At 60.1% G+C, this 21,587-nt stretch carries 17 protein-coding genes; 10 read left to right on the plus strand and 7 right to left on the minus strand.

From position 1 onward, the window contains the following. Position 1: 1 nt before the first annotated feature. On the minus strand, positions 2-1,492 hold the full coding sequence (locus tag AB9N64_RS23625; RefSeq protein ID WP_014717073.1) for a leucyl aminopeptidase: 1,491 nt from the start codon (positions 1,490-1,492) through the stop codon (positions 2-4). Positions 1,493-1,776: 284 nt separating this feature from the next. Here AB9N64_RS23625 and lptF point away from each other — a divergent pair, with 284 nt between their 5' ends. The 10 genes from lptF (at position 1,777) to tadA (ending at position 12,319) form a co-directional block, all read left to right on the plus strand. Next, complete coding sequence (lptF, locus tag AB9N64_RS23630) at positions 1,777-2,895, plus strand: LPS export ABC transporter permease LptF (protein ID WP_003188848.1); 1,119 nt, start codon at positions 1,777-1,779, stop codon at positions 2,893-2,895. Then, on the plus strand, positions 2,888-3,967 hold the full coding sequence (gene lptG / locus AB9N64_RS23635) for an LPS export ABC transporter permease LptG (RefSeq protein ID WP_003188851.1): 1,080 nt from the start codon (positions 2,888-2,890) through the stop codon (positions 3,965-3,967). The genes lptF and lptG overlap by 8 nt, the downstream gene beginning before the upstream one ends. 222 nt (positions 3,968-4,189) lie before the next feature. After that, positions 4,190-5,989, plus strand: a complete 1,800-nt coding sequence (gene lepA / locus AB9N64_RS23640; RefSeq protein ID WP_003188853.1) for a translation elongation factor 4 — start codon at positions 4,190-4,192, stop codon at positions 5,987-5,989. A 5-nt stretch (positions 5,990-5,994) separates the two neighbouring features. Then, the gene (gene lepB, locus AB9N64_RS23645; RefSeq protein ID WP_003188855.1) at positions 5,995-6,849 is read left to right on the plus strand and encodes a signal peptidase I; all 855 of its coding nucleotides are present in this window, start codon (positions 5,995-5,997) and stop codon (positions 6,847-6,849) included. Positions 6,850-6,993: 144 nt separating this feature from the next. Beyond that, positions 6,994-7,683, plus strand: coding sequence for a ribonuclease III (gene rnc / locus AB9N64_RS23650; protein WP_003188856.1), 690 nt, complete (start codon positions 6,994-6,996; stop codon positions 7,681-7,683). Continuing rightward, positions 7,676-8,578, plus strand: a complete 903-nt coding sequence (gene era / locus AB9N64_RS23655; protein WP_005785147.1) for a GTPase Era — start codon at positions 7,676-7,678, stop codon at positions 8,576-8,578. The genes rnc and era overlap by 8 nt, the downstream gene beginning before the upstream one ends. Positions 8,579-8,732: 154 nt before the next feature. Next, complete coding sequence (gene recO, locus AB9N64_RS23660; protein WP_019817662.1) at positions 8,733-9,419, plus strand: DNA repair protein RecO; 687 nt, start codon at positions 8,733-8,735, stop codon at positions 9,417-9,419. Between the two features lie 51 nt (positions 9,420-9,470). Further along, the gene (gene pdxJ / locus AB9N64_RS23665; RefSeq protein WP_003188860.1) at positions 9,471-10,214 is read left to right on the plus strand and encodes a pyridoxine 5'-phosphate synthase; all 744 of its coding nucleotides are present in this window, start codon (positions 9,471-9,473) and stop codon (positions 10,212-10,214) included. A 225-nt stretch (positions 10,215-10,439) separates the two neighbouring features. Continuing rightward, positions 10,440-11,822 (plus strand): multicopper oxidase family protein, encoded by a 1,383-nt coding sequence (locus AB9N64_RS23670; RefSeq protein ID WP_060766954.1) that lies wholly within the window; start codon positions 10,440-10,442, stop codon positions 11,820-11,822. Then, complete coding sequence (tadA, locus tag AB9N64_RS23675) at positions 11,822-12,319, plus strand: tRNA adenosine(34) deaminase TadA (protein WP_019817664.1); 498 nt, start codon at positions 11,822-11,824, stop codon at positions 12,317-12,319. The genes AB9N64_RS23670 and tadA overlap by 1 nt, the downstream gene beginning before the upstream one ends. Before the next feature lie 141 nt (positions 12,320-12,460). Here the strand turns inward: tadA and cmoB are convergent, their stop codons facing one another. From cmoB to AB9N64_RS23705, 6 genes are all read right to left on the minus strand, one after another. Then, positions 12,461-13,417: a tRNA 5-methoxyuridine(34)/uridine 5-oxyacetic acid(34) synthase CmoB gene (gene cmoB / locus AB9N64_RS23680; protein ID WP_020301206.1), complete on the minus strand. Its 957-nt coding sequence runs from the start codon at positions 13,415-13,417 to the stop codon at positions 12,461-12,463. Next, complete coding sequence (gene cmoA, locus AB9N64_RS23685; protein ID WP_014717080.1) at positions 13,414-14,157, minus strand: carboxy-S-adenosyl-L-methionine synthase CmoA; 744 nt, start codon at positions 14,155-14,157, stop codon at positions 13,414-13,416. The genes cmoB and cmoA overlap by 4 nt, the downstream gene beginning before the upstream one ends. A 36-nt stretch (positions 14,158-14,193) precedes the next feature. Beyond that, a complete protein-coding gene (locus AB9N64_RS23690) occupies positions 14,194-14,850 on the minus strand; it encodes a lysoplasmalogenase (protein ID WP_014717081.1) in 657 nt (218 codons plus the stop codon). A gap of 1 nt (position 14,851) precedes the next feature. Then, positions 14,852-15,241 (minus strand): protease inhibitor I42 family protein, encoded by a 390-nt coding sequence (locus AB9N64_RS23695; protein WP_371359692.1) that lies wholly within the window; start codon positions 15,239-15,241, stop codon positions 14,852-14,854. Between the two features lie 199 nt (positions 15,242-15,440). Beyond that, positions 15,441-17,861, minus strand: coding sequence for an endopeptidase La (gene lon / locus AB9N64_RS23700; protein ID WP_014717083.1), 2,421 nt, complete (start codon positions 17,859-17,861; stop codon positions 15,441-15,443). A gap of 173 nt (positions 17,862-18,034) precedes the next feature. Then, complete coding sequence (locus tag AB9N64_RS23705; RefSeq protein WP_106111028.1) at positions 18,035-21,577, minus strand: YncE family protein; 3,543 nt, start codon at positions 21,575-21,577, stop codon at positions 18,035-18,037. Positions 21,578-21,587: the final 10 nt, after the last annotated feature.

Genomic DNA, 21,587 nt, shown 5'->3' on the forward strand with positions numbered 1-21,587 from the left:
CTTAAGCCTTGGCGCGATCCAGCAGGTATTGGGTCAACAGGGGCACCGGACGGCCAGTGGCGCCCTTGTCCTTGCCGCCGCTGGTCCAGGCCGTGCCGGCGATGTCCAGGTGAGCCCAGTTGAAGTTCTTGGCAAAGCGCGACAGGAAGCAGGCCGCCGTGATGGTGCCGGCTTTCGGGCCACCGATGTTGGCGATGTCGGCGAACGGGCTGTCGAGCTGTTCCTGGTACTCATCGAATAGCGGCAGTTGCCAGGCGCGGTCGTCGGCGGCCTTGCCGGCGCTGAGCAGTTGCTCGATCAGTTCGTCGTTGTTGCCCAGCAGGCCCGAAGTGTGGGCGCCCAGGGCAACTACGCAGGCACCGGTCAAGGTAGCGATGTCGATCACGGCCTGGGGCTTGAAGCGCTCGGCGTAGGTCAGGGCGTCGCACAGCACCAGACGGCCTTCGGCGTCGGTGTTGAGGATCTCCACGGTCTGGCCGCTCATGGTGGTGACGATATCGCCCGGGCGAGCCGCGCCGCCGCTCGGCATGTTCTCGGCGCAGGCCAGGATGCACACCAGGTTGATCGGCAGCTTGAGTTCCAGCACGGCACGCAGGGTGCCGAACACGCTGGCGGCGCCGCCCATGTCGTACTTCATCTCGTCCATGCCGGCGCCCGGCTTGAGGCTGATGCCGCCGGTATCGAAGGTGATGCCTTTACCTACCAGGGCGTAAGGCTTCTCGGACTTCTTGCCGCCGTTGTATTGCATCACGATCAGGCGTGGCGGCTGGTCGCTGCCCTGGCCCACGGCATAGAACGAGCCCATGCCCAGGTCCTTGATCTTCTTCTCGTCCAGCACTTCAACCTTCAGGCCCTTGAACTCTTTGCCCAATGCCTTGGCCTGTTCGCCCAGGAACGTCGGGTGGCAGATGTTCGGCGGCAGGTTGCCCAGGTCGCGAGTGAACGACATGCCGTTGGCGATGGCCTGGGCGTGGGTGACGGCGCGCTGGACTTCAGCCTGGGCAGCCTTGATGGTCAGCAGGGTGATTTTCTTCAGGGCGCGGGGTTCGGCTTTCTGGCTCTTGAACTGGTCGAAAATATAGCCGCCGTCCACCAGCGACTCAGCCAGCAGTCGGGTCTTGCCGTAGCTGTCGCGGCCCTTGACCACGATTTCATCGAGTGCCAGCACCGCATCGCTGCCGCCCAGGCCCTTGAGGGTGGTGAGGAGGCCGCTGACGATCTTGCGAAACGGACGGTCGCCCAGTTCGGCATCCTTGCCCACGCCCACCAGCAAAACGCGCTCGGCTTTAAGGTTGGGCAGGCTCTGCAGCAGCAGGCTCTGGCCGACCTTGCCGGCCAGATCACCGCGCTTGAGCACTGCGCTGATAGCGCCGCCGCTCAGTTCGTCCAGTTGCTTGGCGGCGACGCCGAGTGTGCGGCCTTCGCCGACAGCGACCACGAGGGTGGCGGTTTTCAACGTTTCGGGGCTAACGCTTTTTACAACCAATTCCATTTTCGGGTCCCTTATCAAGGTCTGTGAGCCGGGAGCTTGTACTCCGGCTTTAAAGCTCGGCAGCGTTGTAAACCGCCAGCGACAAAGGCCGCAGTTTGAACCTCGCCAGCGGAGCCTGACAACCCTTGGCGCACGCTTTGTGCGTGCGCATGAGTAAGCTCCGTGACAGGCGCGGTCAATCACAGGATAATGCGCCATCTTTTTAGCCGGCCCGTGGTAAACGGGTCGACTCGGTATGCTTGCTTGTTTGGCCGCCTTAGCCTGACAACCCTGGAGTGTCTGGTTTGATTGTCTTCCGTTATCTGTCCCGCGAAGTCCTGTTGACCCTGAGTGCCGTGAGTGCGGTGTTGCTGGTCATCATCATGAGTGGTCGTTTCGTCAAGTTCCTGGCCCAAGCCGCCGCTGGCGCCCTGGATCCGGGCTCACTGTTCCTGATCATGGGCTACCGGATGCCCGGCATGCTGCAGTTGATCCTGCCGCTTGGCCTGTTTCTCGGCATATTGCTGGCCTATGGCCGGCTGTACCTGGAAAGCGAGATGACCGTGCTGTCGGCCACCGGCATGAGCCAGCAGCGCCTGCTGGCCATGACCATGGTGCCTGCCGCCGGTGTTGCCCTGGTGGTGGCCTGGTTGAGCATGAGCCTGGCGCCCCAGGGGGCCATGCAATTCCAGCTGCTGCTGAACAAGCAGGATGCGATGACGGAGTTCGACACCCTCGAGCCCGGTCGCTTCCAGGCGCTCAGCGACGGCTCGCGGGTGACCTACACCGAAACCATGACCGACGACCGTTCCAACCTCGGCGGCGTGTTCATTTCCCAGAAGAACCTCGGCCAGAACCAGAAAGACCGTGGCATTACCATCCTGGTGGCCGACAGCGGTCGCCAGGAAATCCGCCCCGATGGCAACCGCTACCTGATCCTGGAAAACGGCTACCGCTACGACGGCAGCCCTGGCCTGGCGGATTATCGGGCGATCAAGTACGACACCTACGGCGTCATGCTGCCCAAGGCCGAGATCAGTGACGAGGTCACCGACCGCGACGCACTGCCCACCTCATCGCTGTTCGGCAGCCCGGAGTTGCGCTCCATCGCCGAGTTGCAATGGCGCCTGTCCCTGCCGCTGTTGGTGTTTATCGTGACCTTGATGGCCGTGCCGCTGTCGCGCGTCAACCCGCGCCAAGGGCGTTTCCTCAAGTTGCTGCCGGCGATCCTGCTGTACATGGCCTACCTGACCATCCTAATTTCTGCCCGTGGTTCCCTGGAAAAGGGCAAGTTGCCGCCAGCGCTGGGCCTGTGGTGGGTGCACGGGGTTTTCCTGATGATCGGCCTGGGGCTGCTCTACTGGGAACCTATCCGTTTGAAAATGAAGAGCCGTCGTGGCCTGAAGGAGTTGGCCCGTGGCTAAGCTTGATCGCTACATCGGCATTAGCGTACTGATCGCCATCCTCGCGGTACTGGGCATCATCCTCGGCCTGGCCTTGTTGTTCGCCTTCATTGATGAAGTGGGCAACGTTACTGACACTTACACAGTCACGGACGTGCTGAGCTACGTCGCACTGACCGCGCCGCGTCGTCTCTACGACATGATGCCAATGGCCGCGCTGATTGGTTGCCTGATCGGCCTGGGTACCCTGGCCAGCAACAGCGAGCTGACCATCATGCGCGCCGCCGGGGTGTCTATCGGCCGTATCGTCTGGGCGGTGATGAAGCCGATGCTGCTGCTGATGGCGTGCAGCGTGCTGATCGGTGAGTACGTCGCGCCACCGGCCGAAGCCACCGCCCAGGCCAATCGCGCCCTGGCCCAGGGTTCGGGCGATGCGCAAAGCGCCAAGCATGGCCTGTGGCATCGCCAAGGTGACGAGTTCATCCACATCAATGCCGTGCAGCCGGGTGGCCTGTTGATCGGGGTGACCCGCTACACCTTCGACAAAGAACGGCACATGCTGTCGTCCAGCTTCGCCAAGCGCGCGCAGTACAGTGGCGAGCAATGGCAACTGAGCGACGTCACCACCACGCACTTCCGTAACGTGGGCCAGGGCACCCAGTCCAGCACCGAAGTGGTCAACGTGCCGACCGAACAGTGGGATATCGCCCTCAAGCCGGAATTGCTCAATACCGTGGTCATGGTGCCGGAAGCCCTGCCGATCTCCGGTTTGTGGAGCTATATCCACTACCTCAAGGAACAGGGTTTGAACAATGGCCGCTACTGGCTGGCGTTCTGGGTAAAAGTCTTGCAGCCGGTGGTTACCGCCGCCTTGGTGTTGATGGCGATTTCCTTCATTTTCGGGCCATTACGCTCCGTGACCCTGGGCCAACGGGTATTTACCGGCGTGCTGGTGGGCTTCACTTTCCGCATCGCCCAGGATTTGCTTGGGCCGTCGAGCCTGGTATTCGGCTTCTCGCCGCTGTTTGCGGTGCTGGTGCCTACGGCCATCTGTGCCGTGGCTGGGTTCTGGCTGCTGCGCCGGGCGGGTTGAAGCCGCGCTCGCAAAAGTCTGCGAAACGCCGCGTTTATCCAGAATAAGCGCGTTATCGTTGGCGATTTTCGCGAGCAAGCTCGCTCCTACAGTTTTAAGCCCCATTAAAGTGGGGCTTTTTTGTATTGGTCAGCAAAGATGACGTCTGGCCTGAGCATCAGGTACAATTCCCGGCTATTTTTCAGCGGGCAATCTGCCTGCAGCCTTTTTGAGTGTTGATCCGTGAGTGATTTGAGTCATATCCGCAATTTCTCCATCATCGCCCACATTGACCATGGCAAGTCGACGCTGGCCGATCGATTTATCCAGATGTGCGGCGGCCTTGCCGAGCGTGAAATGGAAGCCCAGGTACTGGACTCCATGGACCTCGAACGCGAGCGCGGGATCACCATCAAGGCCCACAGCGTCACGCTGTACTACAAGGCCAAAGACGGCATCACTTACCAACTGAACTTCATTGACACCCCTGGCCACGTTGACTTCACCTACGAAGTCAGCCGTTCGCTGGCGGCCTGTGAAGGTGCGTTGCTGGTGGTCGATGCCGGCCAGGGCGTCGAGGCGCAGTCGGTTGCCAACTGCTACACCGCGATCGAGCAGGGCCTGGAAGTCATGCCCGTGCTCAACAAGATCGACCTGCCCCAGGCCGAGCCTGAGCGCGTCAAGGAAGAGATCGAGAAGATCATCGGCATCGATGCCACCGACGCCGTCACCTGCAGCGCCAAGACCGGCCTGGGTGTCGACGAAGTGCTCGAACGCCTGGTGCACACCATTCCCGCGCCGACCGGCAACTACGAAGATCCGCTGCAAGCGTTGATCATCGACTCCTGGTTCGACAACTACCTGGGCGTTGTGTCCCTGGTGCGCGTGCGCCATGGCCGTGTGAAGAAGGGCGACAAGATCCTGGTCAAGTCCACCGGCAAGATCCACCTGGTGGACAGCGTCGGTGTATTCAACCCCAAGCACACCGCTACCGTTGATCTGAAAGCCGGTGAAGTAGGCTTCATCATCGCAGGCATCAAGGACATTCATGGTGCGCCAGTGGGTGACACCCTGACCTTGAGCTCCACGCCAGACGTCGACGTGCTGCCCGGCTTCAAGCGCATCCAGCCACAGGTCTACGCCGGCCTGTTCCCGGTCAGCTCCGATGACTTCGAAGATTTCCGCGAAGCCCTGCAAAAACTGACCCTCAACGACTCGTCGTTGCAGTACACCCCGGAAAGCTCCGACGCGCTGGGCTTCGGCTTCCGTTGCGGGTTCCTGGGCATGCTGCACATGGAGATCATCCAGGAGCGCCTTGAGCGCGAATACGACCTGGACCTGATCACCACCGCGCCAACCGTTATTTTTGAGTTGCTGCTCAAAACCGGTGAAACGATTTACGTCGACAACCCCTCCAAGCTTCCGGACCTGTCGGCCATCGAAGACATGCGCGAGCCGATCGTGCGGGCCAATATCCTGGTACCGCAGGAACACTTGGGCAACGTCATTACACTGTGTATCGAAAAGCGTGGCGTGCAGCGCGACATGCTGTTCCTCGGTACTCAGGTACAAGTGACCTACGATATGCCGATGAACGAAGTGGTCCTGGACTTCTTCGACCGTCTCAAGTCCACCAGTCGCGGCTATGCTTCGCTGGACTACCATTTCGATCGTTACCAATCGGCTAATCTGGTGAAACTGGATGTGCTGATCAACGGCGACAAGGTAGATGCCCTGGCACTGATCGTGCACAAGGACAACGCGCATTACAAAGGTCGCCAACTGACCGAGAAGATGAAAGAACTGATTCCGCGCCAGATGTTCGACGTCGCGATCCAGGCCGCCATCGGCGGGCAGATCATTGCACGGACTTCCGTCAAGGCTCTCAGAAAGAACGTACTGGCCAAATGCTACGGCGGTGACGTAAGCCGTAAGCGCAAACTGCTTGAGAAGCAAAAGGCCGGTAAAAAACGCATGAAGCAAGTAGGCAACGTGGAAGTTCCACAAGAAGCCTTCCTTGCGGTGCTCAGGTTGGATAGTTAGGTCCTATGTCACTAAATTTCCCGCTGTTGCTGGTCATTGCCGTTGCCGTCTGTGGTCTCCTGGCGTTGCTCGATCTGGTGTTCTTCGCCCCGCGTCGTCGGGCGGCCATTGCTTCCTATCAGGGCAGCGTCAGCCAGCCCGATGCGGTGGTGGTCGAGAAGCTGAACAAAGAGCCCTTGCTGGTTGAGTACGGCAAGTCGTTCTTCCCGGTGTTGTTCATCGTGCTGGTGTTGCGCTCGTTTCTGGTAGAGCCGTTCCAGATCCCTTCGGGGTCGATGAAACCGACCCTGGATGTGGGCGACTTCATCCTGGTGAACAAGTTTTCCTACGGCATTCGCCTACCGGTGATCGACAAAAAAGTCATCCCCGTGGGTGACCCGCAGCGCGGCGATGTGATGGTGTTCCGCTACCCAAGCGACCCGAACGTCAACTACATCAAACGTGTGGTCGGCCTGCCGGGCGACGTGGTGCGCTACACCAGCGACAAGCGCCTGTTCATCAACGGTGAGTCGGTGGCCGAGAAGCTGCTGGGCGCCGAGCCGAATACCCTGGGCAGCGCCGAGCTGTACCAGGAAAAACTCGGCGCGGTGGAGCACCAAATCCGCAAGGAAATGAGCCGCTACCGCGCGATGCCGGATGGCCAGTGGAAAGTGCCTGCCGGGCATTACTTCATGATGGGCGACAACCGCGATAACTCCAACGACAGCCGCTACTGGGATGACCCCAACATTCCCAAGGACCTGCTGGGCATGGTGCCCGACGAGAACATTGTCGGCAAAGCCTTCGCGGTCTGGATGAGTTGGCCGGAACCCAAGCTCAGCCACCTGCCGAACTTCTCGCGGGTCGGGCTGATCAAGTAATACAAGCGGCGCTGTGAACACAGCGCCGAATGCTTTTCTGGGGCTTGGACATTTTCCGATGCCCGGTACCCATCAGGATTTGAATTTGAACACTGCGTCAATCGTCGATGGCCGCCGGTGCCATCAACTAGATATGGATAAACCGTGACCGTTTCTCTAAGTCGTCTCGAGCGTCAGCTCGGCTACACCTTCAAGGACCAGGAATTGATGGTCCTTGCCCTCACACACCGCAGCTTTGCAGGGCGCAATAACGAGCGCCTGGAATTCCTCGGTGACGCTATCCTCAATTTCGCCGCCGGCGAGGCGCTGTTCGAGCGCTTCCCCCAAGCGCGAGAAGGCCAGCTGTCGCGCCTGCGCGCACGCCTTGTGAAAGGCGAGACCCTGGCCGTGCTGGCCCGAGGCTTTGGCCTGGGCGAGTACCTGCGGCTGGGTTCCGGTGAGTTGAAAAGCGGCGGTTTCCGTCGCGAGTCAATCCTGGCTGATGCCCTGGAAGCCTTGATCGGTGCGATCTACCTCGATGCCGGGATGGAGACGGCCAAGGAACGCGTTGTCGCCTGGCTGGCCTCGGAAATCGAAAGCCTGACGCTGGTAGACACCAACAAGGATCCCAAGACCCGCCTGCAAGAGTACCTGCAGTCCCGCGGTTGCGAACTGCCACGCTACGAAGTGGTGGATATCCAGGGCGAGCCCCATTGCCGGGTGTTCTTCGTGGAATGTGAAATCACTTTATTGAACGAAAAAAGCCGAGGTCAGGGTGTGAGCCGTCGTATTGCCGAACAGGTAGCGGCCGCTGCAGCACTGATTGCCCTGGGCGTGGAGAATGGCCATGACTGATTCAACCGCAACACGCTGTGGCTATGTTGCCATCGTCGGCCGCCCGAACGTGGGCAAGTCCACGCTGCTCAACCACATCCTCGGCCAGAAGCTCGCGATCACTTCGCGCAAGCCCCAGACCACCCGCCACAACATGCTGGGCATCAAGACCGAAGGCAACGTGCAAGCGGTGTATGTCGATACCCCTGGCATGCACAAAGGCGGCGAGAAAGCCCTGAACCGCTACATGAACAAGACCGCCTCGGCCGCGTTGAAAGACGTCGACGTGGTGATCTTCGTGGTTGACCGCACCAAGTGGACCGACGAAGACCAGATGGTCCTCGAGCGTGTGCAATACGTGACCGGCCCGTTGATCGTCGCGCTGAACAAGACCGACCGTATCGAAGACAAAGCCGAGCTGATGCCGCACCTGACCTGGTTGCAGGAGCAACTGCCGAACGCCCAGATCATGCCGATCTCGGCCCAGCACGGCCACAACCTCGAAGCCCTGGAGCGCGTGATCGCCGGTTACCTGCCAGAAAACGAGCACTTCTTCCCGGAAGACCAGATCACCGACCGCAGCAGCCGCTTCCTTGCCGCCGAACTGGTCCGCGAGAAAATCATGCGCCAGATGGGCGCCGAGCTGCCGTACCAGATCACCGTCGAAATCGAAGAGTTCAAGCAGCAGGGCAAGACCTTGCATATCCATGCGTTGATCCTCGTCGAACGTGACGGCCAGAAGAAAATCATCATTGGCGACAAGGGCGAGCGCATCAAGCGCATCGGCACCGAAGCGCGCAAGGATATGGAGTTGCTGTTCGACTCCAAGATCATGCTCAACCTGTGGGTGAAGGTGAAGGGTGGCTGGTCCGATGATGAGCGTGCGTTGCGCTCCCTGGGCTACGGCGACCTGTAACGGGCCTCGAACACACTGCAAAACTTTGTGGGAGCGGGCTTGCCCGCGATGAGGATGTAACATTCGGCAGAGATGTTGACTGTGACGCCGCCATCGCGGGCAAGCCCGCTCCCACATTGGATCGGCGCTGTTTCACGTTCTGCGAGAGAGCCTCATGTCCGCCTCCCCCCCCAGCCAACTTGCCTATGTCCTGCACAGCCGCGCCTACCGCGAAACCAGTGCGCTGGTGGACTTCCTCACGCCCCAAGGCCGCCTGCGCGCGGTATTGCGCAGCGCGCGGGGCAAGGCGGGCACCTTGGCGCGGCCGTTCGTGGCGCTGGACGTGGAGTTTCGCGGCAAGGGCGAGCTGAAAAACGTCGGCCGCCTGGAAAGCGTTGGCACCTCGGCCTGGCTGAATGGCGATGCGTTATTCAGCGGCCTTTACCTCAATGAGCTGCTGATCCGCCTGCTACCCGCCGAAGACCCGCACCCGGCAGTCTTTGATCACTACGCTGCCACCTTGCTGGCCCTCGCTGAAGGCCGTCCGCTGGAACCGCTGCTGCGCGCTTTCGAATGGCGTTTGCTCGACGACCTTGGCTACGGCTTCGAACTGGCCAACGACTTGCACGGAGAGCCCATCGCCGCCGATGGCATGTATCGCCTGCAAGTCGATGCGGGGCTTGAGCGCGTGTACCTGCTGCAGCCCGGCCTGTTTCAGGGCACCGAACTGCTGGCCATGAGTGAAGCCGACTGGCACGCTCCCGGTGCGCTGTCCGCCGCCAAGCGCCTGATGCGCCAGGCCCTGGCCGTGCACCTGGGCGGGCGGCCGCTGGTCAGTCGCGAGTTGTTTCGAAAGCCCTGACATCCCCGTGTATGCTGTGCACCGATTCTTTCCCTTTTCAGGAGCGCTTCCGTGACCACCAGCAATCGCATTCTTCTTGGCGTCAACATCGACCATGTCGCCACCCTGCGCCAGGCCCGGGGCACCCGTTACCCTGACCCGGTCAAGGCCGCGCTGGACGCCGAAGAAGCGGGCGCCGACGGCATCACCGTGCACCTGCGCGAAGACCGCCGTCACATCCAGGAGCGCGATGTGCTGCTGCTCAAGGACGTGCTGCAAACCCGCATGAACTTCGAAATGGGCGTCACCGAAGAAATGATGGCGTTCGCCGAGCGCATTCGCCCGGCGCATATCTGCCTGGTACCGGAAACTCGCCAGGAGCTGACCACCGAAGGCGGCCTCGACGTCGCCGGCCAGGAAGCGCGGATCAAGGCTGCGGTGGAGCGCCTGTCGCGGATCGGCAGCGAAGTCTCGCTGTTTATCGACGCCGACGAACGCCAGATCGAAGCCTCCCGCCGCGTCGGCGCCCCGGCGATCGAGCTGCACACTGGCCGTTATGCCGATGCCACCACGCCGACCGAAGTGGCCGACGAACTGCAACGCATCATCGACGGCGTGAACTGCGGGCTCAACGAAGGCTTGATCGTCAATGCCGGCCATGGCTTGCATTACCACAACGTCGAAGCCGTGGCTGCGATCAAGGGCATCAACGAACTGAACATCGGACATGCGCTGGTCGCGCACGCGCTTTTCGTCGGTTTCAAAGGCGCCGTGGCCGAGATGAAAGCCCTGATTCTGGCCGCTGCCAAGCACTGATAAACAATGAAGATCATTGTGGGAGCTGGCTTGCCTGCGATAGCGGAGTGTCAGTTGACGCATTCGTAGCTGGCCCACTGCAATCGCAGGCAAGCCAGCTCCCACATGATGAGTCGTCGGCGTTTTTGGCATGCGGCAATGCGAAGCCTTACTGTTTAGCCGACGCAGGTGTATCGTATCAGCCCTTTGCGGGCCCTTGGCCTGCGGCAGATACGCGAGGTTGTTGTGTCCCGATCCTTTTCCCGTCGACAAATCCTGGGTAGTCTTGCTGGCCTGGCCGTAGTAGGCGTCGGTGCCGGCGGTGGCTACCGCTACTGGCTGGGGAAAGTCGCTGAGTCCGAGGCGGGGCACGATTACGAGCTGATCGCCGCGCCCCTGGACGTAGAGTTGGTGCCGGGGCATAAGACCCAGGCCTGGGCGTTCGGCCCATCGGCGCCGGGCACCGAGTTGCGGGTGCGCCAAGGCGAATGGCTGCGGGTGCGCTTTATCAACCATCTGCCAGTCGCCACTACCATCCACTGGCACGGCATCCGCCTGCCGCTGGAAATGGACGGCGTGCCCTACGTCTCGCAATTGCCGGTGCTGCCTGGCGAATACTTCGACTATAAATTCCGCGTACCCGATGCCGGCAGCTACTGGTATCACCCTCACGTAAGCAGCAGCGAAGAACTCGGCCGTGGCCTGGTCGGCCCGTTGATCGTGGAAGAGCGCGAACCCACCGGTTTCAAGTACGAACGCACTTTGAGCCTGAAGAACTGGCACATCGACGAAGAGGGCGCGTTTGTCGAGTTCAGCATCCCCCGTGAAGCGGCGCGTGGCGGCACGGCCGGGCGCCTGTCGACCATCAATGGGGTGCCCCAGGCGGTCATCGACCTGCCGGCTGGGCAAATCACCCGCGTGCGCCTGCTCAACCTCGATAACACTGTGACCTATCGCCTCAATATTCCCGGGGTCGAAGCGCAGATCTACGCGTTGGACGGCAACCCCATCGAGCCGCGCCCGTTGGGCAAGGAATATTGGCTGGGCCCGGGCATGCGTATTTGCCTGGCGATCAAGGCGCCACCGGCGGGCGAAGAACTGTCGTTGCGCAACGGCCCGGTGCGCCTTGGCACCTTCCGCTCGGTGGCCAATACCGACGCGCCTACCCTGTGGCCACCGGCATTGCCGGCCAACCCGGTTGCCGAGCCAGACCTGGCCAATGCCGAGAAACTCAACTTCAATTTCGAATGGGTCGGTTCAGTGTCGGTCAATGTCGAAAACGGCAAGCCGCCGAGCCTGTGGCAGATCAACGGCCAGGCCTGGGACATCACCGACAAGACCTGTGCCGACCGCCCGATTGCCAAGCTGGAGAAGGGCAAGAGCTACATTTTCGAATTGAAGAACATGACCCAATACCAGCACCCGATCCACCTGCACGGGATGAGCTTCAAGGTGCTTGCGTCCAACCGCCACAAGGTGATCCCGTATTTCACCGACACCTATCTGCTGGGCAAGAACGAACGCGCCCGCGTGGCCTTGGTGGCGGATAACCCAGGGGTGTGGATGTTCCATTGCCATGTGATCGACCACATGGAAACCGGCCTGATGGCCGCCATCGAGGTGGCGTGATGCGCCAGATTCGCCCCGCCGCGATTATCGACCGCAGCCGCGACCAGGACTTTATGCGCGAAGCCCTGGCGCTCGCCGCCCAAGGTGCTGCATTGGGCGAAGTGCCGGTGGGTGCGGTGCTGGTGCAGGGCGGTGAAATCATCGGCCGCGGCTTCAACTGCCCCATCAGCGGCAACGACCCCAGCGCCCATGCCGAAATGGTCGCGATCCGCGCTGCTGCACAAGCGATCAGCAACTATCGGCTGGTGGGCAGCACGCTGTACGTGACGCTGGAACCATGCAGCATGTGTGCCGGGCTGATCGTGCATTCGCGGGTGGCGCGGGTGGTGTATGGCGCGTTGGAGCCGAAGGCGGGCATCGTGCAAAGCCAGGGGCAGTTTTTTACCCAGGGTTTTCTAAACCATCGGGTGTTGTTTGAGGGCGGGGTATTGGCCGAGGAGTGTGGGGCTGTCCTGAGCGAGTTCTTCAAGGCTCGCCGGGCCAAGCCACCACTCTAAAGAACACTGAAATATCAATGTGGGAGCTGGCTTGCCTGCGATAGCCATCTGTCAGTCAGCCCTATATTGACTGACCCACCGCTATCGCAGGCAAGCCAGCTCCCACCGTTGATCTCCATTTTTTTCAGAACGAGCGTGGTGTCATTTGCGCGCGATGATCACCGCCCGCATCGGTGCCGGCAGCCCTTCAATGGTCTTGCTGTGATCCTCAGGGTCCAGGAAATCACTCAGCGACTGATACTTCATCCACTGCGTTCCACGCTGCTCCTCAACCGTGGTCACGCTCACATCCACGCACCGCACGTCACTGAACCCGGCCCGGCGCAGCCACAGCATCAACGCCGGCACCGACGGCAGGAACCACACGTTGCGCATCTGGGCGTAACGGTCTTCTGGCACCAGCACTTGTTGTTGGTCGCCTTCCACCACCAATGTTTCCAACACCAACTCGCCGCCCTTGACCAGGGTGTCCTTCAACGCCAGTAAATGTTCGATGGGCGAGCGGCGGTGGTAGAACACGCCCATGGAAAATACCGTGTCAAAGCCTTCCAGGTTCGCCGGCAAGTCTTCGAACGGGAACGGCAGGTGCCAGGCCTTGGGCTCGGACAAGTAGCGCTGCACTGCCTGGAACTGGCAGAAGAACAGCCAGTTGGGGTCCACGCCAATCACGCTGTCGGCCCCGGCGCCGAGCATGCGCCACATGTAGTAGCCGTTGCCGCAGCCCACGTCGAGGATGCGCTTGCCTTTGAGGTTCAGGTGCGGCGCGACCCGCGACCACTTCCAGTCCGAACGCCACTCGGTGTCCACATGCACGCCGAACAGATGGAACGGGCCTTTGCGCCAGGGGCTCAGGCCCATCAGCGCCGTGTGCATCTGTTCGCGGGTGGCGTCGTCGCAATCGGTGTCCAGCACCAGGCCGTTGAGCAAATCTACGCTGTTGGGCTGGATCTTCGGCAGTGCATCCAAGGCGCTCTGCCAGCGCTCCAGGTCGCCATGGCCTTTTTCCATCTTGCTATCGAGCTGCGCTTGCAGGCCCTGGGCCCACACGGCCAGGGGAGTGCCGACCAGATGGCGGGCGAGGGGGGACAAATCAATCATGGCAAGGCAATCAACGAGGCAAAGTTAAGACACTGGAACCACGGCACGACTTTCGAGAACCCGGCCGCCAGCAGGCGTTCGCGGTGTTCTTCGAGGCTGTCGGGCTTCATGACGTTTTCGATGGCGCTGCGCTTCTGGGCGATTTCCAGTTCGCTGTAGCCGTTGGCGCGTTTGAAGGCGATATGCAGGTCGGTCAGCAGCGCGTGCTCTTCAACATCGTTAAAGCGCAGCTTTTCCGAGAGGATCAACGCCCCGCCCGGCAGCAGCGCCTGGCGAATGCGCCCCAGCAACGCCAGGCGCTCCTGGGGGGCGATAAATTGCAGGGTGAAGTTCAGGGCCACCACCGAGGCGGGCTTGAATTGCAGGGCGAGGATGTCGCCCTCGATCACCTCCACCGGCAGCAACTCCTGGAACATCGAGTCCTGGCCATTGAGGTATTCGCGGCAGCGCTCGACCATCGCGGCGGAGTTATCCACGGCGATCACCCGGCAACCCTCGGTGCGTACATGGCGACGCAGGGCTTGGGTCACGGCGCCCAGGGAAGAGCCCAGGTCATACAGCACGCTACCCGGTTGGGCAAATTGCGCGGCCAGCACGCCGAGGTTTTCGACGATGGTGGGGTAGCCCGGCACCGAGCGCTTGATCATGTCCGGGAACACCCGCACCACATCCTCGTTAAAGGCGAAGTCCGGCACCTGGGGCAGGGGCTGGGCGAATAGGCGATCGGGTTCTTTGCTCACGGCTGTTCCGGCGACGATGGGGGAAAGGCCGGCATTTTAGCCAAGTTGCTCCTCGGATGCGCGGGTTGTCTGATGGAAAGCCGAGGCGGTGATGCCCCACTGCCCGAGCCAGTAGGTGGTGATCAGCAAATACGGCGCTGCCTCGAACGCCAGCACAAACCGGTTGATGCCGATCAGCGCGTCGGAAACCACAAACGACACCGCACCCACCGCCGCCAGCCACGCTGAACGTTTGGGCACCTCGCTGCCCAGTCGTGCCAACGCACGCCAGAGCATGGCGCTGATCACCAGCGCGTAAACCACCACCGGTATCAGCAGTTCACCGAGGCCGTGGGAGATCAGGATGCTCAGCAAGATTGCGCCTACGCCGAGGGCCAGCACCAGCGGCAGCAGCGCCAAGCGCCGACAGTCACTGAAATAAGCTTTGAGATAAGCCAAATGCGCGAACAGAAACGCGCCCAGGCCAAAGATAAACAGGTCGCCTGGCCAGGCAAGTAACACGTCGCCCACCACGGAAAAAATCAACCCCAGGCTGATCCAGCGTCGATACTCGGTGGGCGGCGCGTCATGCAGCCAACCCAGCAGCGCCAGCACCGGCAGTGGCTTGACCAGCAGGCACAGCAGCGTCGCATGGGTGGCCAGGCCGTAGACAAAGGTGCCGGCGCCCATCAAGGCAAGGATCAGCCAGGGCATATCAGTTCACCGTAATGGCGCAGTCAAAGGTTTCGACAGGTTCGGCCTCTGGCTCCCAGGGTTGCTGGGATGTCAGGCGCAAACGCCCTTGCCCTGCGGCAAACGCCTGGAAGCGCCAGGTGGACTGGCCGCCCCCGCCGATCACGCCGGACTCGGTGCTGCTGTAGACCTCGGGGCTCAAGGCGCGCAACACGCCGCCGGCGGAGTCCTGGATGGCCCAGCGGTAACCGGTGGTGGGGTTGCTGGGCAGGGCGAGGATCAGGTTTTGCCCGTTTTTAAGCTGGAGCGGGCAGGCGCTCTGGTTGTCCACGCTGACGTTTTGCTTGGGGGCACTGGCGCATGCGGCCAGCAAGACAAGGCTCAAGGGGAGAAGCAGGCGGGCAGCGGTCATGAAGGCTCCGTTAATACACGACGAAGGGGGAGCATAACCGAAGATGAGACAAGGTGTGACAAGAGGGCATGCGGTGTGGCGGCTGGCGCCATCGCGGGCAAGCCCGCTCCCACACTTGACCGCGTTGTCATTAACAACACCGATCCCTGTGGGAGCCGGGCTTGCCCGCGATAGGGCCAGTCCAGGCGCTAGAGATCTATCAGAAGAGCACCTTCGCCACATCCGCAAACCGCTTGGCAAAGTGCACCGTCATCCCTTCCTTCAAATAGTCCGGCAACTCTTCAAAGCTGCCACGGTTGGGCTCCGGCAAGATCAACTCGTGAATCTTCTGGCGCCGCGCCGCAATCACCTTCTCGCGCACCCCGCCAATCGGCAGTACATGCCCGGTCAAGGTCAGTTCGCCGGTCATCGCCACACCTTTTTTCGGCGGTTGGTTGCGGGCCAGGGACAGCAACGCACTGGCCATGGTCACGCCGGCACTCGGGCCGTCTTTCGGCGTGGCGCCTTCCGGCACGTGCAAGTGCACGAAGGCCTCGTCGAAGAATTTCGCATCGCCGCCAAACGACTTCAGGTTGGAACTGATGTAGCTGTAGGCGATTTCGGCGGACTCTTTCATCACTTCACCCAACTGCCCGGTGAGCTTGAAGCCGCGATTGAGCGTGTGGATGCGCGTCGCTTCGATCGGCAAGGTGGCGCCGCCCATGCTGGTCCAGGCCAGGCCGGTAATCACGCCGGTGCCGGACAGCACTTGCTCATTACGGAACACGGGCATGCCCAGGGAGCTTTCCAGGTCCTTGTTGCCGATCTTGATCACCGACTCCGGTTCATCCAGCAGCTTGACCACCGCCTTGCGCACCAGCTTGCCCAGTTGCTTCTCCAGTTGGCGCACGCCGGCTTCCCGAGCATAACCATCGATCAATGCGCGCAAGGCACCGTCGGTGATGGTCAGGCTGTTTTTGGCCACGCCGGCTTTTTCCAACTGCTTGGGCCACAAGTGGCGCTTGGCGATGGCGACTTTTTCTTCGGTGATATAGCCCGACAGGCGAATCACTTCCATGCGGTCCAGCAACGGACCGGGGATTGAGTCCAGGGTGTTGGCGGTGCACACGAACAGCACTTTGGACAGGTCCAGGCGCAGGTCCAGGTAGTGGTCGAGGAATTCGACGTTCTGCTCCGGGTCCAGGGTTTCCAGCAGCGCCGACGCCGGGTCGCCCTGGAAGCTCTGGCCCATCTTGTCGATCTCGTCGAGCATAATCACCGGGTTCATCACTTCCACGTCTTTCAGCGCCTGCACCAGCTTGCCGGGCAGGGCGCCGATGTAGGTGCGCCGGTGGCCCTTGATCTCGGCCTCGTCGCGCATGCCGCCAACACTGAAGCGATAGAACGGCCGCCCCAGGGATTCGGCGATGGACTTGCCCACACTCGTCTTGCCCACGCCGGGCGGGCCCACCAGCAACACAATGGAACCGGCGACTTCGCCTTTGTAGGCGCCCACGGCGAGGAATTCGAGGATGCGGCTCTTGATGTCATCCAGGCCCGCATGGTGCTTGTCGAGCACTTTGCGCGCGTGCTTGAGGTCGAGTTTGTCTTCACCGTACACGCCCCACGGCACCGAGGTGGCCCAGTCCAGGTAGTTGCGCGTGACGGCGTATTCCGGCGAACCGGTTTCCAGGATCGACAGTTTGTTCAGTTCTTCATCAATGCGTTTTTTCGCTTGCGCCGGCAGCACTTTGCCTTGCAGGCGCTGTTCGAACTGTTCGACGTCGGCGCTGCGATCGTCCTTGGTCAGGCCCAGCTCCTGCTGGATGACCTTGAGTTGTTCCTTGAGGAAGAACTCACGCTGGTGCTCGCCGATCTTGCGGTTTACCTCGGCGGAGAGCTCTTTTTGCAGACGCGCGACTTCTACCTCTTTGCGCAGCATCGGCAGCACTTTTTCCATGCGTTTGAGCATGGGCACGCAGTCCAGCACTTCCTGCAGTTCATTACCTGTCGCCGAGGTGAGGGCGGCGGCAAAGTCGGTGAGCGGCGACGGGTCGTTGGGGCTGAAGCGGTTGAGGTAGTTCTTCAACTCTTCGCTGTACAGCGGGTTGAGGGGCAGCAGTTCCTTGATCGCATTGATCAGCGCCATGCCGTAGGCCTTGACCTCATCGGTCGGCTCGCTGGGCTGGTGCGGGTATTCGACTTCCACCAGGTACGGTGGGCGGTGGTGCTTGAGCCAGGTCTTGATGCGCACGCGGGTCAGGCCCTGGGCGACGAACTGCAGCTTGCCGTTCTCGCGGCTGGCGTGGTGCACCTTCACCAGGGTGCCGTACAGCGGCAGGGCGGAGGTGTCGAAGTGGCGTGGGTCTTCGGGCGGCGTGTCCATGAAAAACAGCGCAAGGGAGTGGTGGTCGGATTTGCTCACCAACTCCAGGGTTTCGGCCCAGGGCTCTTCATTGACGATCACCGGCAACACTTGGGCCGGGAAAAACGGCCGGTTGTGGATCGGGATGATGTAAACCTTGTCCGGCAGGTTTTGCCCAGGCAGGGCCAGGCCAGTATTGGACGAGGAGGCTTCAGCGTTTTCGGGGTCGGCGTAATCGTTGAGGTCGTAATCTGGAAATTCTTGCTGGTCGCTCATGGGGCACCTGCATCAGTAAGTATGCAGGTTAGATGGGGCGGGGTTGCGGTGGTTTCAATGGGGCGGCGTCGTTAGCAACAATTTGCATGAAATAACGGGGGAAGCGCGGAGTGGGGGGGCATGCAAGGGGTGAATGCCCCGTCTCGCGGGAGACGGGGCATCTTGGCAAGTGTTTAGACGCTTACTACGGCTACGGTATTGTTGCCGAAATTGCAGACGAACAAGTACCTGCCATCCTCGCTGCAAGCCAGGCCGGTGGGTTGGTTGAAACCAGGGATACTGCCAACCAGTTCCTCGGTGGTGGTGTCGATGATGCGGACGGTGTTACTGGCGTACTCCGTCACGTAGGCCAGCGGTTTGACTGGGTGGAAGGCGACGCCTCGTGGGGTTGCCAGCCCGGTCAGGGATTTGACGTAGGTAAGGCCATCGTTGTAGGTGTTGTAGATATCAACTTTTCCTAAGTTGGGAACACAGACAAATAGCCGTTCGAGGGTGGCGAACAGTGGGGAGTGGGCGAGGGCACTTGCGATTCCATTATTAGCGACCACGTGAGTGCGAGTGCGAGTGGTGATATTATATCGATGTGTTTGTTCAGTAACTGAATATAACGCAGTGCCTTGTGGGTTGGTTATTATAGCTCTGGAGCTATTTTGTGCGTGGAGATAAGTTTCGCTTCGTTCTGTTTGTGTATTCCAATAGTAAATGGTAGTGGCGCCTAAATGCCCCATAAAGAGTCGCAATCCCCCTGGGTTTAAGCATATTGCTTGGGTAGAACCGCCAAGCCAATAAGGGTAGCGAAAAGTGAAATTACTAGTGTTTAGTATGGGAGTAGTTTGGGTATAGTGCGAGCCTTCAACCGAAAAATACAGGTTCGAGTTCGAAGGATGTAACGCCAAACCATGAATAACACTCCCAACCGTATTCACCGTCCGGGCCGTATTGTTCTCTAGATCAATCACCGAAATCGACGGCGTCCGTCCATTCGCCACACAAACCTTTTTACCGTCCCGACTGGCCACGATATACGTCGGCCCATTCCCCACTTCAATCTCTCGCACAATCTCCCCCGGTGCCTTGCGCGTGCGGTAAGTAGCCTCATTAAAATATATGGCAGTGTCCAGGCAGTTGGTCCCATCCAACGATATCCAGCCCCGGATTCTGACCTGGCTGCTATCCGGCAACTCCCTCAAATAATCGGCCGGTATCAAGTCCAGAGTACGCCCGGCACTGGCTTCTGCCGGGGTTATATCAATGGCACGCCGCAGCGGCAAGTCGGTGGTACTGAACAGGTCAATGCCGACCGCAAGCCCGGCCCGGAAAAACGGCAAGGCGCGAATCTGTACCGAGTTCGCCTTGTTGGTATCGATCACCCCACCCGCGGCCGCAGGCACGCTCAGCAGGTTAAGTGTCTGGTCAGAGAACTTATCCACTTCAACCGTGAGTCGTCTAGAGTCCGTCCTGACGTTGTCGCGCAGTACCTCGAAATAAACTTCAAACGACTCCCCGACGTAAGCGCCAACAAAGTTACTCAGGTAAGAGAACGAAATGTAATCATGGCCAGCTTCTGGCTTGCCGGGTTTGCTGGGAATGGCGGGTGTACCCACCCCGTGTTTTCCGACTACACGCAGAGTGACAAGATCACTCTCCAGCATGGGGTACTTGACCCGGAACGTCGTGATGCGAGGAGAGGGCGTCCAGACATTCAGCGGGTCAAGCCGCATGATGCAAGACGACACCGGGGTGGCCTCCAGCAAGGTCGGACATTCGCTGAGCTGTAGCGCCGCCCCCACTTTGACCACCAACGGCAGGGACTTTAGCGGGATATCCGTAGGCAGTGTGCGGACCTCCCAGTGCAGCGCCATGCTTGCATCTTTGTTAGCCAGGACGATCGCGCGGGCAATGGTAAAGGGCAAGGCCGAGCCATACCACACGCTGGTCACCTTCAGCCATGCTGAGGTAATGCTGCCCCCCGGCTTACTGCCTGTCGCAACCATCCGTACCTCATCATTCAACCAGATGCTCGGGTGGGGATCCACGAACGCTTTGAGGTTGCCTTTGTTGATAAGCTCGTCAAATTGGTGGTCAGGCGGTGGAGCTTCAGGTGATCGTGGTGGAGGGAGTGAGATTGAAATATCACCGACCGGTACAGTCACCGATTGCGAGGGGTTTGCCGCATCGTTGTTGACTAGATAGTAGGCGGTGAAGGTGGAGCCCTCCAATGGCTCAAATGTGCGGTAGTCCAATAAGTAGTCAATATCGCCACCGCTGGCGATTTCGGTGAAGCGCTCGTACACGATGTTGCCGTTGGCTGCTCTGCCTTCAATGATTAGGTCAACTTTGTCACTCAGAGGCAGTTCCGCGCCGGGTACGGTGATATGCACTGGGTTGATATCGGGCAGCGTCCCCCCCACCAGGCCGTGTACCACTGGCGCCGGGCGACGGTTATCGACCGGCGTGCCACGCACGCTGTAAATGGCAGCGTTAGAAGGTGTATTGGGCTGCCCTGCGCGAATCCGCTCGTAGAAAGCCATTAAACGGCCTTCCGCCAGTTGTTTTACAAAGGGCAATGGCAACGGAATGGATACGCGAACCAGGTTTGGCTGCAGCACTTCATAAGATTCAGTGTGCTTAAGGCTTCCCGTATGAGTCAGCCCTAAATAGGTGACATGTATTTCATCGTTGACCTGCCACCCATGATTTCTTAACGGTACCTCGAAGTTAAGGTCATTGGAGTGCGCGTCCTTATCGATGTATTCCTCGTCTGAAACAGGGTCGTATTCGGACTCGGTAACGTGACCCTCTATCAGTTGCGGGTTGGTGCCCCCGCTCACCCTATTTTGTATGACCCTTGGGATGGAAAAACCGATGGATTGGTTTCCGGCCTTGTCTCTTACATACCACTCAAGAATATTCGGCCCCGGTGTCACTTTCTGCCAGTCGCCGAAATTGATGGTCATAATGATGGGGGCGTTCCCGGAGGCTTCAAAATGGGTCACCGTGTGAGTAACAAGCCAACCGCCAATACTCATATAGATCACATCACCTTCTTTGCGGTGGTGAACCTGATCCACTAACGGGTTCAGCGGGTAATTATCAACGAGGACCCTGACGCCTTTTTGCGCATCCGCGGGATTCACGATGCCAAAGGCCTCAATGGTTGGATCTTCGAACGTAACGCGTGCCAGGTTTTCGTTGATAATCGGCGTACTGGCCTGAGGGTCCAGCCCCCCGGGGGCTTTGGTATCCACCCAGATACTGAACGTTTTGGTCCTGTCAGTGGTTCCGCTTAGGCGTCTGACGAAAGCTTGTAGTGTGTTATGGGCCTGGTCGATAAACCTGACGCTCTCTATGGCCAACTTAACGTGTTTGTTTTGCTTTTCATCATCTTCTGTGAGGGTGTAGTGGGCCACTCGTATGCCGTTGAGCTCCAGATAGACGAAATCCCCCTCATCTTGTTGGGCCCACGCAAGGAGGATGCAAATCACCCCGAGGGCGTTGACCGTCAATGCGGCGTTGTTCAGTGCGCCGTCAGTGTTTGGGATGGAAGTAAGGTTGGGGATGATCAGCTCCAGATCGGAGAAGGGTATTTGGGTGCAGCCATTGGGAACAAGTGCATCGGGCAAGCGCCCGATGGAGTCCTGGCTACGTTTTTTGCGCGCTACCGCAGGCAGGCAGGCGAGGGGCGGGGGTAGGATAGGCAGTTGATCGTAGGTCACGGTTGAACAC

The sequence above is a fragment of the Pseudomonas sp. KT_2_4 genome (assembly GCF_041410225.1).
Classification (GTDB): Bacteria; Pseudomonadota; Gammaproteobacteria; order Pseudomonadales; family Pseudomonadaceae; genus Aquipseudomonas; species Aquipseudomonas paracarnis.

Excerpts from the sequence above, each read along its gene's own strand:
- recO (WP_019817662.1), top strand. The coding sequence starts at position 8,733 with ATGTCCGCCTCCCCCCCCAGCCAACTTGCCTATGTCCTGCACAGCCGC.
- era (WP_005785147.1), top strand. The coding sequence starts at position 7,676 with ATGACTGATTCAACCGCAACACGCTGTGGCTATGTTGCCATCGTCGGC.
- AB9N64_RS23625 (WP_014717073.1), bottom strand. The coding sequence starts at position 1,492 with ATGGAATTGGTTGTAAAAAGCGTTAGCCCCGAAACGTTGAAAACCGCC.
- AB9N64_RS23695 (WP_371359692.1), bottom strand. The coding sequence starts at position 15,241 with ATGACCGCTGCCCGCCTGCTTCTCCCCTTGAGCCTTGTCTTGCTGGCC.
- AB9N64_RS23690 (WP_014717081.1), bottom strand. The coding sequence starts at position 14,850 with ATGCCCTGGCTGATCCTTGCCTTGATGGGCGCCGGCACCTTTGTCTAC.
- lon (WP_014717083.1), bottom strand. The coding sequence starts at position 17,861 with ATGAGCGACCAGCAAGAATTTCCAGATTACGACCTCAACGATTACGCC.
- cmoB (WP_020301206.1), bottom strand. The coding sequence starts at position 13,417 with ATGATTGATTTGTCCCCCCTCGCCCGCCATCTGGTCGGCACTCCCCTG.
- tadA (WP_019817664.1), top strand. The coding sequence starts at position 11,822 with ATGCGCCAGATTCGCCCCGCCGCGATTATCGACCGCAGCCGCGACCAG.
- lepB (WP_003188855.1), top strand. The coding sequence starts at position 5,995 with ATGTCACTAAATTTCCCGCTGTTGCTGGTCATTGCCGTTGCCGTCTGT.